This window comes from Sulfuricurvum sp. (assembly GCF_023229695.1).
Taxonomy (GTDB): domain Bacteria; phylum Campylobacterota; class Campylobacteria; order Campylobacterales; family Sulfurimonadaceae; genus Sulfuricurvum.
The window spans coordinates 16,594-30,718 of the sequence record NZ_JALNYS010000007.1 but is presented as its reverse complement, the minus strand read 5'-3'; the positions used below and the strand labels follow the sequence as shown (position 1 = coordinate 30,718).

Here is a 14,125-nt window from a genome sequence, read left to right as displayed (position 1 = left end):
GGATGCGTCTCGATGCGTGTTTTTTAAAAAAAACCGTTAAAAATTCCGTTCCAGAAGTTTTCGAACCTTCAGGATCGTTACGATGCGGTCGGCCTGTTTTCCGACTCCGTCGATCATGCTCTCTTCAGTAGAGATCGTCTCCGGTGCCGGTCCCACATCGCGTTTCGGAAGGCGGATCGCTTCGGTCAGACGGTCGATAACAAACCCCGCCACATCGTCCCCGTTTTTCATCACGATAAAACGGGTATCTTCAGTGTGCTTCATCACCTCCAAACCGAAACGCGAACGCAGATCGATCAGGGGGATGACCGAACCGCGCAGATTAAATACCCCCAAGATATAGGGAGGTGTTTGAGGGACCCGTGTCCATGAGATCGGTTTAATGATCTCCTGAATGCTCAGAATGGGGACCGAAAACTCTTCATCCCCGACGATAAATCCGACCAATTGAATCACTTCTTCGATTTTTGTATCGTCCCCCGCGAGAGACTTGTGCTGTTTGTTAATAATTTGTTGAAGTTTTTCGCTCATCGTTATAGCCCCTCATTAAATTTGATATTGCGTTTGACCACATTCATCAGATACTCGGGAGAGTACGGCTTGGTAATGTACTCAACCATACCCGACTCGACTCCGCGCATCCGGTCCGCTTTCCCGTTGCGTGAGGTGACGGCAATCAGCGGCATGTTTTTATACTTGTTGTATTTTTTGATCTCCGCAGCCAGCGTATATCCGTCCATTCTCGGCATCTCGATATCGATCAGCATGGCGTCAAAATTATGATCCCCTTGTTTGAGGATATTGAGCGCTTCAACACCGTCGGTCGCTTCGATCAGCGTTATCCCCAGCGGCTCTATCGATTTGCGCATAATGGTGCGGTCGGTTTTGGAGTCGTCTACAATCATGACACAATAGTCACTCGCACTATTTTTGCTGCCGGATCGGCCCTTCTTCTCATTGTTCTCTTGTCCTACCGTCGATTTGACCGATTTGGCCATCTGCATCAGCGCCGCGACATCGACGATCAGCGTTACACCGCCGTCGCCGCGAATCGTCGCTCCGGCGATCCCCTCGATCCCTTTGAGATATTCACCGAGGGATTTGATAACGATCTCCTCCTGCCCGACCAAAGAATCGACAATCAGACCGATTTTGCTCTCGGCAAGCCCAAGCACGACGACATAAGCGTGTTCGTTGTTATCAAAAACCCGCTCCACTTCGAAAATATCGCCGATATGAACCAACGATAGGACTTCATCCCGCAACCGCATGACCGAACGGCTCTCGACGGTATAGATCTCGTCTTTGCTGATACGGACCGTCTCCAAAACCGAAGCGAGAGGGATCGCATAGTACTCCTCCTGCACCCCGACCAGCAACGCCTGAATAATCGCAAGGGTGAGGGGGATTTTGAGTTTCATCGAGGTCCCCTGCCCCAGTTCGGAATCGATATCGATCATTCCGTTAAGCTTTTCGATATTGGTCTTGACGACATCCATACCGACCCCGCGTCCCGAGACGCTGGTCACTTGGGCAGCCGTCGAAAAACCGGGGCGGAAGATGAGGCCGAATGCCTCTTTTTCCGACATCATATCGGCCTCTTTTTCGGTAATAATCCCTTTTTCGACCGATTTGGATTTCAACATTTCGATATCAAGTCCCTTACCGTCATCAATGATCTGTATGACGATATGGTTCCCTTCATGATAGGCTTTGAGCCGAATCGTTCCGGTCTCCTCTTTCCCGGCCGCCAGACGTACCTGCGGCGTTTCAATACCGTGATCGCACGAATTACGGATAATGTGAACCAGCGGATCGCCGATCTCTTCCACAATCGATTTGTCGAGTTCGGTATCTTCACCGGTAATCTCAAGCTCGATTTTTTTGTTGAGCTCACGCGAAAGGTCCCGAATCATCCGGGGGAATTTGTTAAACACTTTGCCGATCGGAAGCATCCGGGTCTTCATTACCGCGATCTGCAAATCGGTGGTTACCAGAGAAACGATCGAAACGACCTGATTGAGCTCCTCCAAAAAGGCTTCCCCTTCATAGCGCTCTTCAACATCGTCATTGATCTTGATCAGACGGTTTTTCCCCAGTACCAGTTCTCCGATCAGATTCATCAGGTGGTCAAGCCGCTTAACATCGACCCGAATCGTTTGTTCTACCGCCGCACCGCCACGGTTCTCACCATCCTCTTTCGGTTCGGTTTTTCTCGGTGCGGGGGCCGCTGCAGGTTTCGGGGCAGCGGCCGGAACCGGTGGAGGAGTGGATGCCGCTACCGGAGCGGGAGCCGCTTTGGGTTCAGGGGCAGGTTGCACTTTGGGCTCCGGAACCGAGGCAGGCTGCGCGGCCGGAGCGGAAGATCCCCCTTTGGCTGCACGCTTCGCCGCATCTTCGGCTTGACGTATGGCCAACAAACGTTCGATTTCCGCTTCCACTTCCGCATCGCTGAGATTTTCGTAATCGATCTCCTCTTCAGTCTGCGGTTTACTCTCATGTTTGACGCTGCGCTTCGCCGCATCTTCAGCCTGACGTACGGCCAACAGCCGCTCGATTTCCGCTTCCACTTCCGCATCGCTCATCGCCGAATAATCCGGCTCATCATCGCTCTTCGCCGCCGCAACGACGGCGACCGGTTCAGGCTCCGGAACTTTCGGCGCTTCGGCGGGGGCACCGGTTTCACCGTTCGCCACCGCATCCAAACGTGCGACGCATCCGGAAATCTCCAATCCCGAATCTTCACCGCTGTCACGGATACGGACCAATAGCGCTTTCATCAGATCAATCGATTCTAAGATAACGTCCATAACGTTAGGCTCAATCTCCAGATCTCCGTGACGGGCCATATTGAGGAGATTCTCCATATGGTGGGTCAAATGGGTCAGTACATCAAAATTCAAAAAGGAACTGGCCCCTTTGATCGTGTGGGCAACCCGAAAAATGCGGTTCAGCAAATCCAAATCATCCGGACGTGATTCTAACTCTACGAGGTCTTGATCCAGCTGCTCTATCAGCTCAAACGACTCGATCAAAAAGTCTTGCAATATCTCTTGAAATTCATCCATCACGTTACCCCTATTGAATATGCGTGTTCACGACACGCGCGATTTCATCGTAAAATAAATTCGAATCGAACTTGACCAGATAGGCCTCTGCTCCGGCCTCTTTCCCCCGCACATCACTGAAATGGTCACTGATGGAGGAGTTAAAGACAATCGGAATCATTTTGAAACGGTTATCGGCTTTCACCTTTGCCGCGAAATGGAATCCGTCCATCAACGGCATCTCGATATCCGAAGCGATAAGGCGGAGTTTGGACGAAATCTCCGATCCGTACGTCCGGTACAAATCTTCAAGAATCTGAAGCCCCTGTTCACCGTCCGTCCCCTCGATTACCGTAAATCCCATCTCTTCGAGGGCATCGCGGATAATGCGGCGTGCCGTAGCACTGTCATCCAAAAGGAGGACATAGCCGCTGAAACTGTATTTCCCCGCTTCCAGTTTCCCGTGAGCCGGCTGATAGAGTCCCAGCTCCTGCACAACCCCTTCCAAATCCAGAATCAGTAATACCCCGTCGTTTTCAATGCGGGTGACACCGGTCACTTTGGAGCCGTCCAGCCCCCCCTCTCCGGAGATAAAGGATGCGGGTTCAATATCTTTCCAGTTGATACGGCGGATCCGCTTCGCTTCATGGACGACGAATCCGATCAGGATATTATTAAACTCCGTAATGATGATACAGGAGTTTTTACTCATCTCTTCGGGAGCGACGACCCCCATCCATTTTGCGAGATTGACAACCGGGATCACGACGCCGCGCAAATCAAAAATCCCCTCAATAAACGACGGAACACCCGGAAGTTCGGTCAGCTTCGGGAATCGGATAATCTCGCGCACTTTGGCGACGTTGATTCCGTATATCCCCTCATAAATTTCATCGCCTTCATATTTAAAAATACGAAAATCGACCAATTCCATCTCGTTGGTTCCGACTTTCAAAATTTCTGAACGTCCCTTCATTGGGGCTCCTTAGATAAGAAAACTTCTTTCAAAACCATCCTGTTTTGGGAAGATTGTACAGCATAATATCTTTCATTGCAAGCAAAAGCACCGAGGTTAAAATAGTACTGCTTCGCTCCCAGTTCAAACGAGGTGTTTTGGTGGTAATGCCCCTCGATAATCACATCCGCCGACACCGACCGCCCCTGCGGATAGCGGTTGCGAATTAGCGCCTCAAATCCTTCGATCGGGTGGCAATGGCGTTTCCCCATCATCATCGTCGTCAGCCGTTTCACGATAAATCCGCCCCCCCATTGATCGATCCGGTTCAAGATCTTCAGGATAACTCCGTTACGGATCAATGCGGTATAGAGCTCGTATCCCAAACCCATTCGGGTATCCCCGTGCGACAGGGCCACCTTCAGCTCTTTAAACGTCCCGACAAGGGGCTGCCGAGTGCGCGGTACAACCCGTATCCGGGGAAACAGCCGCCGCAAACGGAAATCGTGGTTCCCCTCCAGATAGAGTATCTCCATTGCTTCGGAGAGGAGATTCAAAAGATCGACGGCTTCACGGTTGAAAGGGTGAGTCGCATCGATATCGCCGAAAAGAAGATCGAAAATGTCCCCCATCAAAATCAGCTGAGGGGTCCGGATTTTTCCCCCTCTCAGCGCACGTAAAAAATCGAGAAAAGGGGGATTCCACGGTGCGTAATGGGCATCGGCGACCAGTATCGCCCCTTCTTGCAAACCGAAAGGTTCAGGGGACATAGGCAATTTTTGGTATCCCCATCGTCTCGTCAAGTCCCATCATGATATTGGCGTTCACCAGCGCCTGAGAACTCGCTCCGCGCATCAGGTTGTCGATCGCGCACATCGCGACGAGGGCATTTCCGTGACGTGCGGCATACACATCGGCGAAATTGGTCCCCGCCGTCATTTTGGTATGCGGCGGTGCGGTGCGGATGCGGACAAACGGTTTGGAAGCATAAAACGCCTCCATCACCTCAAGCGGATCGCATTCTGATGTGAGGGTTGCATAGACACACGCCAGCATCCCCCGCGTCATCGGCACGAGAGAGGGGACAAACGTCACCCGGATCTCCCGGGCGCACAATGACGAGGCGTGCTGCTCGATCTCCGTGGCGTGGCGGTGTTTGATAATATTGTAGCAATGGATATTGTCGTTAACATTGACGTAGTGGACCGTCGATGAGGGGGATTTCCCCGCACCCGATACCCCGGTCTTGGAATCGATAAAAATCGGGCTCTTCGTATCAATCCGATCCAGAAACGGGGCCAATGCCATCAAACTAGCCGTCACATGGCATCCCGGATTGGCAATCAATCGTGCCCCCTGCGCAACCCTACCGTGCAGCTCCGGGATCGAATAGACCGCGTGTTCCAGATTCTCTACATCCTCGTGCTCGCAATAAAACGCTTCATAATTTTCTCGGCTCAGGCGGTAGTCGGCAGAGAGATCGACCACTCTGACCCCTCTCTCCAACAACCCTTTGGCCGTATTCATCGCCGTTTTATGCGGCAGCGCCAAAAACATCAGTTCGCACGATTGTGCGGCACGCTCCAGATCCACTTTGTCGACCAAAAGATCGCACACACCGCTCAAAACGGGGTGAAGTTCGGATAAAGAGGCTCCCCCCTCCGTATTGGCGCAGTAGGTGAGATTGAAAATCGGATGCTGCAGAAGCATTTTTACGAGTTCAAGTCCCGTATAGCCGCTGACTCCGATAATTCCGACGTTAATGCGATTCAAACACGATCTCCTGATATTTCACTTCCAATACCTCAAACGATTTTTCGCCGCCGGGGAGTTTCGCCTTGAAATCATCCCCCTCTTCACGTCCCAATAGCTGTTTGGCCAGCGGAGAGTTAAAAGAGATAAGGCCGTTGGAGGGGTTGCTTTCACACCCTCCGACGATCGTATAGGTCACCTCCTGATCGGTGTCGAGATCACACAATACCACCGTAGAGCCGAAACTGATCCGGGCATGTTCAAGCTCACTCGGGTCCACAATCTGCGCCCGTGAAATCACCTCTCCCAGTTCCGCGATCCGCGCACCGATAAACGCCTGTTTTTCACGTGCGGCATGGTACTCCGAATTTTCTTTTAAATCTCCGTACTCTTTAGCCCGCTCAATTTCGACATTAACGGCAGGAAGATCAACGGTTTTAAGGGTATTCAGCTCATCGGACAGACGCTGAAACCCGAATTTGGTCATGGGTTCTTTTTGCTCCACATTACACTCCAAAAATTATTCTAAGACATTATACCAAACATGCCTTCCGATAGGATCACTTATCAATGATACTCATGTGGTTGGGGGCTTTTTTAGCCGTTTTTTTCTCGATTGAAAATACACGCTGCAATTGTTCGGCAGAGGTGATCGTCGATGAGTTTCCGACGCGGATCACGACCGAACTGACCCCTAAGAGTTTAAACTCGCGACGGGTCCCGTCACGATCTTCGGCAATAATGCACCCCTGCTCCCGGTCTTTGATATCGTAAAACTCGCGTACATCCTCGCCGAATTTCAAGATCACCCTTTCGACTTCGCCGCACACCTCTTCAAACGTTTTGGTTTTGCTCAAAGTGACTCCGAGAAAAAAATCGTCCCCGCCGATATGCCCTTTAAAATACTCCTGCGCCAAACCTTTGTGCATCAGATCGACAAACAGCAAAATCACCCGATCTCCGTTGCGAAATCCGTAATAATCGTTATAGGGCTTAAAATGGTCAAAGTCAAAATAGCACAAAACCGCCTCCGATTTTGTTTCAAACGTCCGGGCAATATACTCGTTGATCATGTAATTCCCGGGCAAGCGGCTGAGGGGATTCTCGTCGCGTGCACGGATCAGGTTGCGTTCATGGATCACTTCAATCATAACCCGTGCGCTCAGATAGCCGATGTATCGGGAGGAGACCATCACCAAAACGCCCGGTGCATTCTCACTCAGCGATAAAAGCTCGATGATCGTCTCCAACGGCATCGTTAGATCGACGATGGGGATCAGTTCAATATAGTTTTCCAAAACCGACAGATTCGAAGAGCGGTTTTGGATCAACGATCTGCCGTAAGGGGAATAGATAACCGATTTGAGCCGGTGTTCATGGATAATCCCCAGCGGATGGTAGTGTGCATCGACGACCGGGACCAAAAACATCTCCTCGTCTTGTTTTAACCGGTCCAACAGCGACTCCATCGACTCCCCGACGATGATCGGATCAAGGTATTCAAGCCGTTTCAAAATAATATTTTGATCGCTTTTGGAGCGTTTGTCCACCAGAAACTCACTCGATACATGCGGGTACTTGTGGAGAATTTGGGTAGAGTCCAGGGTGGGATACTGAATAAAATACCCCTGTACCATATGGCACCCCACCTCCTTGCAGACAACCAGTTCTTGTTCGTTTTCGATCCCCACGGCAATTACCCGGCATCCCATCAACGTCGCAAGCTGGACGATATGGCGGACAAGGAGCTTTTTTTTGGGGTCTTTATCGATCGACGTTAAAAAAAACCGATCGATCTTGATGATGTTGGGGGTGCAGTGGTAGAGAAACTTATAACCCGATTGCCCGATTCCGAAATCATCGATGGCAATACAAAATCCCTCGTCTTTATAATGGTGGATCAGTTGGGAAAAGCGGGTGCTGTGAATAATCTCGTTGCGTTCGGAAAGTTCAAAGACGATCGTTTTGCTGTCTAAACCGTGCCGCTGAAGGATTTGGGAGGTGTTCCCTTTTGAAAAATCGGCCATCTCCGAGAGACGGTTATCAATATTGTAAAAAAGCTTCAGATTCTCACATCCCGAGATCGTACGAAACCGTTCTACAACTTTTTCCCGCAGATGCACATCGAAGCGGTAGAGGATTCCATCCGCATACAGGGCATCAAAAAATGAGCCGATCGACTCATACCCGAGAGTATCGGTTCCCCGAAGGAGTGCCTCTACACCGAAAATCTCTCCGGTATGAATATCGACAATCGGCTGAAATGCGATATCCAGTACCGTTAAATAATGATGATAAAGGGGATGAAAAAGTTTCATGACTGGGAGTATAGGCCTCTTTCATCACAAAATGATTACAGCTGGGAGATCCTCCGCAGTGCCAATGAGCACATCGCCAAACCAAACGATCCCGTAACCCCCGCAAAGCTCCCCTTCTCTTTAATGCGGGGGAGTTCGGAGCTGAAGATACAGGAGAAATCCCCTTTGAAATGCCGTTTACGCAGTTCGGCACGGATTTTGGCGGCGAAAGGGTCTCCGTGGGTTTTCCAGATGGAACACACCTCGATCTTGGTCGGGTCGAGCCGTTTGGCCGAACCGACCGAACTGATGAGTTTCGGATAGCACTTTTGGATGATCGCTATCTTGGCTTTCATATCATCGATCGCATCGAGGACGATGTCGTAGGGCTCAAAATCAAACGTCTCGACCCATTCGGGGGTAATGCGCAGATGGATCGCTTCGACCTCCGGATAATGGCTTTTGAGGGCTAAAACCTTGGATTCCCCCTCATGCAGCTCCGAATGCATCTGACGGTTTTGATTCGTCTTGTCGTATACATCGAAATCGATCATCGTAATGTTGCGCACTCCGGAGCGGTACAGGCAGTCGAGGCAAAAGCTTCCGACCCCTCCGACCCCGAGCAGGAGGATTTTCGCATTCTGAAGTTTTCCGAACGCCTCTTCGCCGAAAACGAGTTTGGTACGGGTATCTCTCACAGCCACTCCTGCAGTCGCACCATCGATTCATAGGCGCTCATGTCCAGCTGAACCGGGGTCACAGAGACCATCCCTTTCTCGATCGCCTCAAAATCACACACCCCCTCTTGCTCCTCTCTGGCTTTGAACTCCAGCGGATGCAGACCGAGCCAGTAATACTCCATCCCCCTCGGATTACGGTGCAGATGGGCATCATTGGCGTAATAGCGGTATCCTGCGTAGGTGACGCACCACTCGAGTGTATCGACGCCGTAAGGGATATTGACGTTTAAAAACTCACGGTGACGCAGGGGGAATCCCCCCTCCAAAACTTTTGACGCCAATGTCCGTATCGCCGTTTTGGCCAGGGCAAAATCCCCCATCGGCTGGGTAAAGTCCATCACCTGCGAAATAGCGATCGAGGGGACACCGTGCAATACCCCCTCCATTGCGGCGGCGGCGGTACCCGAATAGGTGATGTCCTCTCCCATATTCGACCCCTTGTTGATCCCGCTGATGATCAGATCGGGTTTGCGCTCTTCGAAAATCGAATGGAGGGCCAGATAGATACAGTCACTTGGGGTGCCGTCGTCGAGTTTGTAAAAATCGTCTTCGACGCTGAAAAGCTCAAAGGACGGGTCAGCGTCAGCGAATGGCCGCATGCCGACTTTTCGGTCGAGGGGGCAACGACGGTAATCCTCCCCAATCCGTCCAATGCGTCAAGCAGGGCACGCAGTCCCGGGGATTCGTATCCGTCGTCATTACTAATCAGTATCTCTTTCATCGGTTATTCCTTGATCGTTGGGTGTAAGGGACAAAAATAAAACAGTTTTCCTCACCTCGGCGTTCGTAGGCGAGGACATAGCCGTGCTCTTTCAAAATGGCATCGACGATGTAGAGCCCCAGCCCGAAGCTGTCTTTGGTAGGGTGGTCTTTGGTAAAAGGTTCAATGTAATACGAAAGGGGTTTTTTGAGCGGTTCACCAAGATTTTTAAAAACAATTTCACTGTTTTCCATTGATATCGACATTTTTTTCTCGGGGGAATATTTGATCGCATTATCGATCAGATTTTTGATAGCCGTTACAAACAGACGATAGTCGGCAACGATTTTAATCGAAGCATCAACCTCTTGTATGACCGAATCGTATTCCACCATGGCACTGTCGATCGCCCCGTCGATAATATCGACCAGACGATACTCTTTTTTCTCAAGGTGCTGATTTCCAGAGGTGATCTCTTCGATCAGGGCAAACTCCCCGATCAGCGATTCCAGCCGCTCAAATATCCCCAAAAAACGCCCTTGCTGCTTCTCATCGGCCAACATCGTTGAAGCGATTCTCCCTTTGGCGATCGGCGTTTTGAGCTCATGCATAATATTGCGTAAAAAAAGGGTCCGCGATTCGATCAGTGAACGGATTTTATTCTGGGTCGTATCGAGTTCATTGGCGATCAAGGCGATCTCGTCATTTCCCGCGATCTTGAACGACACCCCCATATCCCCCTCTCCGAATCGGGCAATCTGTCGACGGAGGCGGCGCAGAGGTTTTAGCCGATGGATAATCAGCGCAAACGATACGATCAAAATCGACATAATCGTTCCGTAGGCGGAGAGGAGGATCACCGGACTGTACGATTCGGTTTTACGGTCTTCAAGCAATACGGCATTGTGGGAAGATTCGATCAAAAAATAGATATCTCCCCGATAATCGATCATCGTTGAGGCGATCGGACTGACAATAAGCTCGGCATAAGGGGCTTCCATCAACAAATCGCCATCAATTCCCTCTGCCGATTTCCCCTCCTCTTTTAACCTCTCTCCCCGCTCCGTAATTTTCTTATACGCATCGGCGTCAACCACTTCGTATAGGTCATACAGCGCCAGATTGGCTTCAAACATCGGCTGAGAGATCTGTTTGAGGAGATACGAATGGTAAATCTGACTGATAAGGGAGTGTTTGTTGAAAATATTGTCGATATATTTGACGCGGTTAATTTCGTACAGCTGATAAAATGTCGTACTGACACTGACAACCGTCACCGTCATGGCGAATAAAACAGTCGCGAGTACAGCATTATTTTTGAGCATCGTTAGTTTGAACGCCCAAGGAATAAAATCCCTCGGGCTGCACTGGCCGCTCTAGCACTGAAGCTAGCCCTTTTCGGGCAGAGTTTTTTTCTCATTTGAGTAACTTATAGCCGATACCGCGTATCGATTCGATAAGGGTTTTGTCTCCCAGTTTATTACGGATACGTCCCATCATGACATCAATACTCTTATTGGATGAGTCTTCGTTGATTGCCGCGACATTATGGATCAAATCTTCCCGGGAGACAACCAGCCCTTGCTTCTTAATCATGTGGGCGAGGATGCCGTATTCGGCATTGGTCAGTTCAAGAGGACGATTTTTATAACTGATCTGCATTGCGGATTCATTCAATTTGAAATCACACGCTCTCTCGGAGGCGGCGGCGGAAGCGGCATCGTATCGGCGCAGCACGGAGTGGATTCGCGCCTCCAGCTCTCTGGGGTCATACGGTTTGGGGAGGTAATCATCCGCTCCCAATTCAAGGGCATTGATCTTATCGGTCACATCCGAACGGGCCGAAGAGATGATAATCGGAATATTCTGACGTGCCCGTATCGCTTCGCATACTTCCAACCCGTCCATTCCCGGTAACGTCAAATCCAGAATAACCACATCGAATTTTTCCAGTTTAAGGATACTAAGCGCCTTGAACGGATCATCTTCGGTCGTTACCGAAAAGTCGTACAGTTCTAAAAATTCGGTCAGAATCTCGGCAAGCTCGAGATCGTCTTCAATCATTAATATTTTACTCATGCCGCTATTGTAACCCAGAGACGGTTAATACGCACCTAACTCAACCACAAGGTGAGATGGTACGCGATAAACGCCAACGAATAGGCAACGATCGTTGTAAAAGCGAAGAGATAGCCGAAGTATTTGATCCCCCCCGCTTCGCGGGTAAAGACGACCGATGCGGCGAGGCAGGGGAGATAGGTCATGATAACGACGATAAACGCAACCGCCGAGGCAAACGGAATATGGGTGTGGATCGCACGCATCAGCGAGTTGTCCGCTTCGGTCGTATCGCTTCCCAGAGAATAGAGTACCCCCATCGTCGACACCACGACCTCTTTGGCGGCCAATCCGGTCTGAAGAGCGACCGCCATCTTCCAATCAAATCCCAAAGGGGCAAACGCCGGTTCGATCGTATGTCCGATACGCCCCAGAAAGCTTTGGGAGAGCTGCTCTTCGGCCAAAGTATTTTGAAGCGTCTTAACCTCTTGTTCCGAAGAGGCTCTTTCAATCTGTTGCGCGTATTGTCTCTCTAACTCCCCGTTTTTCGGATAGGTGCTTAAAAACCATACCAGCATCGATGCGGCGGCGATAAAGCTCCCCGCTTTTTTCAGATACATCATCGTTTTCGTCAACACCGTATGCCAGATCAGTTTCCAGGAAGGGAGGCGGTATTTGGGCATCTCCATCACGAACGGCTCATCCATCCCTTTAAACGCCGTCATTTTAAGGAGTTTTGCCGCACTCAGACCGATCATCGCACCGAGAATATAAATGGCGAAGAGGGCATTGCCCGCCATTTCAGGGCCGAAAAACGCCCCCGTAAAGAGGACGTAAACGGGCAGTCTCGCACCGCAGCTCATAAACCCGATAATAAACAGCGTCAAGAGGCGATCACGATCGTTTTTCAAAATTCGCGCCGACATATAGGCGGGGATCGAACATCCGAACCCGGTCACGAGGGGGATAAACGATTGTCCGTGCAGACCGAATTTATGGAAAAATCCATCCAGCAAAAAGGCGACGCGCGACATGTACCCCGTCGATTCAAGCAAGGCGATCCCGACAAAAAGGATCACAATATTCGGGACAAACAGCACGACGGCCCCCACCCCCGAGATCACTCCGTCGACCACCAGCGACCGAACCGCTTCATTGGGGATCGTCGATCCGACGACGCCGCCGAACCATCCGAAAAAGGCATCGATCCAGACCATCGGGATAGAGCCGATCTCAAAGGTGAGCTGAAACAGCGACCACATAAAAAACAAGAAAAGGGGGATTCCGAAAAACGGATGGATCAAAACGGCATCGATTTTTTCGGTTGTCGTTTTTTGCTCAACGGCTTTCGGCTTTATCTTGACCGTTTCGGCGATAATCCCCCGATTAAAGGCCAGATACTCCTCCGCAAAAATCTCTTTGACATCCTCCGTATCGTGATGCAAAGAGATATGACGGTCCGCTTCCCGCAAAAGGGGCTGCATCTCAACCCATATCGGGTTTTCGTGCAGGGTGCGGTAGGTTTTCTTTTCTTGCTGCAAAAGGTTGATCGCGATATTGCGGTTTGATATCTTTGCTTTGAAGCGATGACGGTCCAAATAATCGGACAAAAGGGAGATCTCCTCTTCGACCGCTTCGCTAAAAATGAGTTTTTGCTCCTGAAACGGCGTTTCGTGAACGTTGATAACCGCACTCATCAACTCATCCAACCCCGTCTTCGCCGCAGCAGAGACGCGGACACACGGAAGTCCCAGAAGCTGCGAAAGATAAGGGGCGTTAATCTCAATCCCCTCCCGCTGCGCTTCATCACTCATATTGAGGGCAACCACCAGTTTTTTGCTCATCGTCATGAGTTCGGCGGTAAGCTGAAGATTTTTCTCCATATTGGTCGAATCGAGGACATTGATGATTAAATCATAACGTTCATTGCAAAGAAATTCATGCGTCACCCGCTCTTCGATGGAGTAATCGGTAAAGGCGTAAGTCCCCGGAAGATCGACGACGGTAAAATGGTACCCCTTGTATTCAAACAGCACTTCGCTCTTCTCGACCGTCACCCCGGTAAAATTCCCGACGTGCAGCCGTGCATTGCCGATCGAATTGATCAGCATACTTTTACCCACATTCGGCTGCCCTACGAGGGCGATTCTTAAATTTTTACTGTCGATTTCACACACCTGGAGATTATCGGACATCGTCTACCTCGATCAGTTCAGCTTCCTCTTTGCGCAATGCCAGACTCACATTCCCCACTTTAATCTCAAACGTACTTTTGGTCGGAGAACATTCGAGCATTTTCACCTCAGAGCCTTTCATCAATCCGAAAGAGAGGAGCCGCTGTTTCAAAGGGCCCGTCGCATTGATCTTAACAACTCGTGCCGTCCCCCCCTTACTGCAAGCGCTCAGGAGAGTCATCGTGGATTTTTCCATATTAAAATCCTTCTGTTTAAAACTTTCAAATTATTGACTGACCTTACGCACCTTGTCTAAACAAGTGCGAAAAGCTTAGTAATCTCCCACATCCGAAAGATGCGGGTAGCTTCAGGGGGGTGCAGGGGACAAATTGTCCCCGCCAC

At 50.3% G+C, this 14,125-nt stretch carries 12 protein-coding genes and 1 pseudogene; all 13 read right to left on the bottom strand.

Annotation, left to right across the window (positions count from 1 at the left end):
* Positions 1-36 precede the first annotated feature (36 nt).
* Positions 37-531: a chemotaxis protein CheW gene (locus M0P91_RS06095; RefSeq protein ID WP_295065684.1), complete on the bottom strand. Its 495-nt coding sequence runs from the start codon at positions 529-531 to the stop codon at positions 37-39.
* 2 nt (positions 532-533) lie between these two features.
* Positions 534-3,068, bottom strand: coding sequence for a chemotaxis protein CheW (locus M0P91_RS06090; protein ID WP_295065682.1), 2,535 nt, complete (start codon positions 3,066-3,068; stop codon positions 534-536).
* A gap of 10 nt (positions 3,069-3,078) precedes the next feature.
* Positions 3,079-4,023, bottom strand: a complete 945-nt coding sequence (locus M0P91_RS06085; RefSeq protein WP_295065680.1) for a chemotaxis protein — start codon at positions 4,021-4,023, stop codon at positions 3,079-3,081.
* Positions 4,020-4,772, bottom strand: a complete 753-nt coding sequence (locus M0P91_RS06080; protein WP_295065678.1) for a metallophosphoesterase — start codon at positions 4,770-4,772, stop codon at positions 4,020-4,022. The genes M0P91_RS06085 and M0P91_RS06080 overlap by 4 nt, the downstream gene beginning before the upstream one ends.
* Positions 4,762-5,775, bottom strand: coding sequence for an N-acetyl-gamma-glutamyl-phosphate reductase (gene argC, locus M0P91_RS06075; RefSeq protein ID WP_295065676.1), 1,014 nt, complete (start codon positions 5,773-5,775; stop codon positions 4,762-4,764). The genes M0P91_RS06080 and argC overlap by 11 nt, the downstream gene beginning before the upstream one ends.
* Positions 5,762-6,259, bottom strand: coding sequence for a transcription elongation factor GreA (gene greA, locus M0P91_RS06070; RefSeq protein ID WP_295065674.1), 498 nt, complete (start codon positions 6,257-6,259; stop codon positions 5,762-5,764). Before greA ends, argC begins: the two co-directional genes overlap by 14 nt.
* Before the next feature lie 55 nt (positions 6,260-6,314).
* Positions 6,315-8,072, bottom strand: coding sequence for a GGDEF domain-containing protein (locus tag M0P91_RS06065; RefSeq protein WP_295065672.1), 1,758 nt, complete (start codon positions 8,070-8,072; stop codon positions 6,315-6,317).
* Between the two features lie 35 nt (positions 8,073-8,107).
* On the bottom strand, positions 8,108-8,749 hold the full coding sequence (locus M0P91_RS06060) for a tRNA threonylcarbamoyladenosine dehydratase (RefSeq protein ID WP_295065670.1): 642 nt from the start codon (positions 8,747-8,749) through the stop codon (positions 8,108-8,110).
* A pseudogene (surE, locus tag M0P91_RS06055) lies at positions 8,746-9,512 on the bottom strand (5'/3'-nucleotidase SurE). Before surE ends, M0P91_RS06060 begins: the two are co-directional and overlap by 4 nt.
* A complete protein-coding gene (locus tag M0P91_RS06050) occupies positions 9,509-10,816 on the bottom strand; it encodes an ArsS family sensor histidine kinase (RefSeq protein WP_295065668.1) in 1,308 nt (435 codons plus the stop codon). Before M0P91_RS06050 ends, surE begins: the two are co-directional and overlap by 4 nt.
* A 91-nt stretch (positions 10,817-10,907) precedes the next feature.
* Entirely contained in the window at positions 10,908-11,570 is a 663-nt protein-coding gene (locus M0P91_RS06045) for a response regulator transcription factor (RefSeq protein ID WP_295065666.1), read from the bottom strand.
* 35 nt (positions 11,571-11,605) lie between these two features.
* The gene (feoB, locus tag M0P91_RS06040) at positions 11,606-13,744 is read right to left on the bottom strand and encodes a ferrous iron transport protein B (RefSeq protein ID WP_295065664.1); all 2,139 of its coding nucleotides are present in this window, start codon (positions 13,742-13,744) and stop codon (positions 11,606-11,608) included.
* The gene (locus tag M0P91_RS06035; protein WP_295065662.1) at positions 13,734-13,979 is read right to left on the bottom strand and encodes a FeoA family protein; all 246 of its coding nucleotides are present in this window, start codon (positions 13,977-13,979) and stop codon (positions 13,734-13,736) included. Before M0P91_RS06035 ends, feoB begins: the two co-directional genes overlap by 11 nt.
* Positions 13,980-14,125 lie beyond the last annotated feature (146 nt).

Coding starts and splice junctions, on each gene's coding strand:
- M0P91_RS06095 (WP_295065684.1), bottom strand. CDS start 531: ATGAGCGAAAAACTTCAACAAATTATTAACAAACAGCACAAGTCTCTC.
- M0P91_RS06090 (WP_295065682.1), bottom strand. CDS start 3,068: ATGGATGAATTTCAAGAGATATTGCAAGACTTTTTGATCGAGTCGTTT.
- M0P91_RS06085 (WP_295065680.1), bottom strand. CDS start 4,023: ATGAAGGGACGTTCAGAAATTTTGAAAGTCGGAACCAACGAGATGGAA.
- M0P91_RS06080 (WP_295065678.1), bottom strand. CDS start 4,772: ATGTCCCCTGAACCTTTCGGTTTGCAAGAAGGGGCGATACTGGTCGCC.
- M0P91_RS06065 (WP_295065672.1), bottom strand. CDS start 8,072: ATGAAACTTTTTCATCCCCTTTATCATCATTATTTAACGGTACTGGAT.
- M0P91_RS06050 (WP_295065668.1), bottom strand. CDS start 10,816: ATGCTCAAAAATAATGCTGTACTCGCGACTGTTTTATTCGCCATGACG.
- M0P91_RS06045 (WP_295065666.1), bottom strand. CDS start 11,570: ATGAGTAAAATATTAATGATTGAAGACGATCTCGAGCTTGCCGAGATT.
- feoB (WP_295065664.1), bottom strand. CDS start 13,744: ATGTCCGATAATCTCCAGGTGTGTGAAATCGACAGTAAAAATTTAAGA.
- M0P91_RS06035 (WP_295065662.1), bottom strand. CDS start 13,979: ATGGAAAAATCCACGATGACTCTCCTGAGCGCTTGCAGTAAGGGGGGG.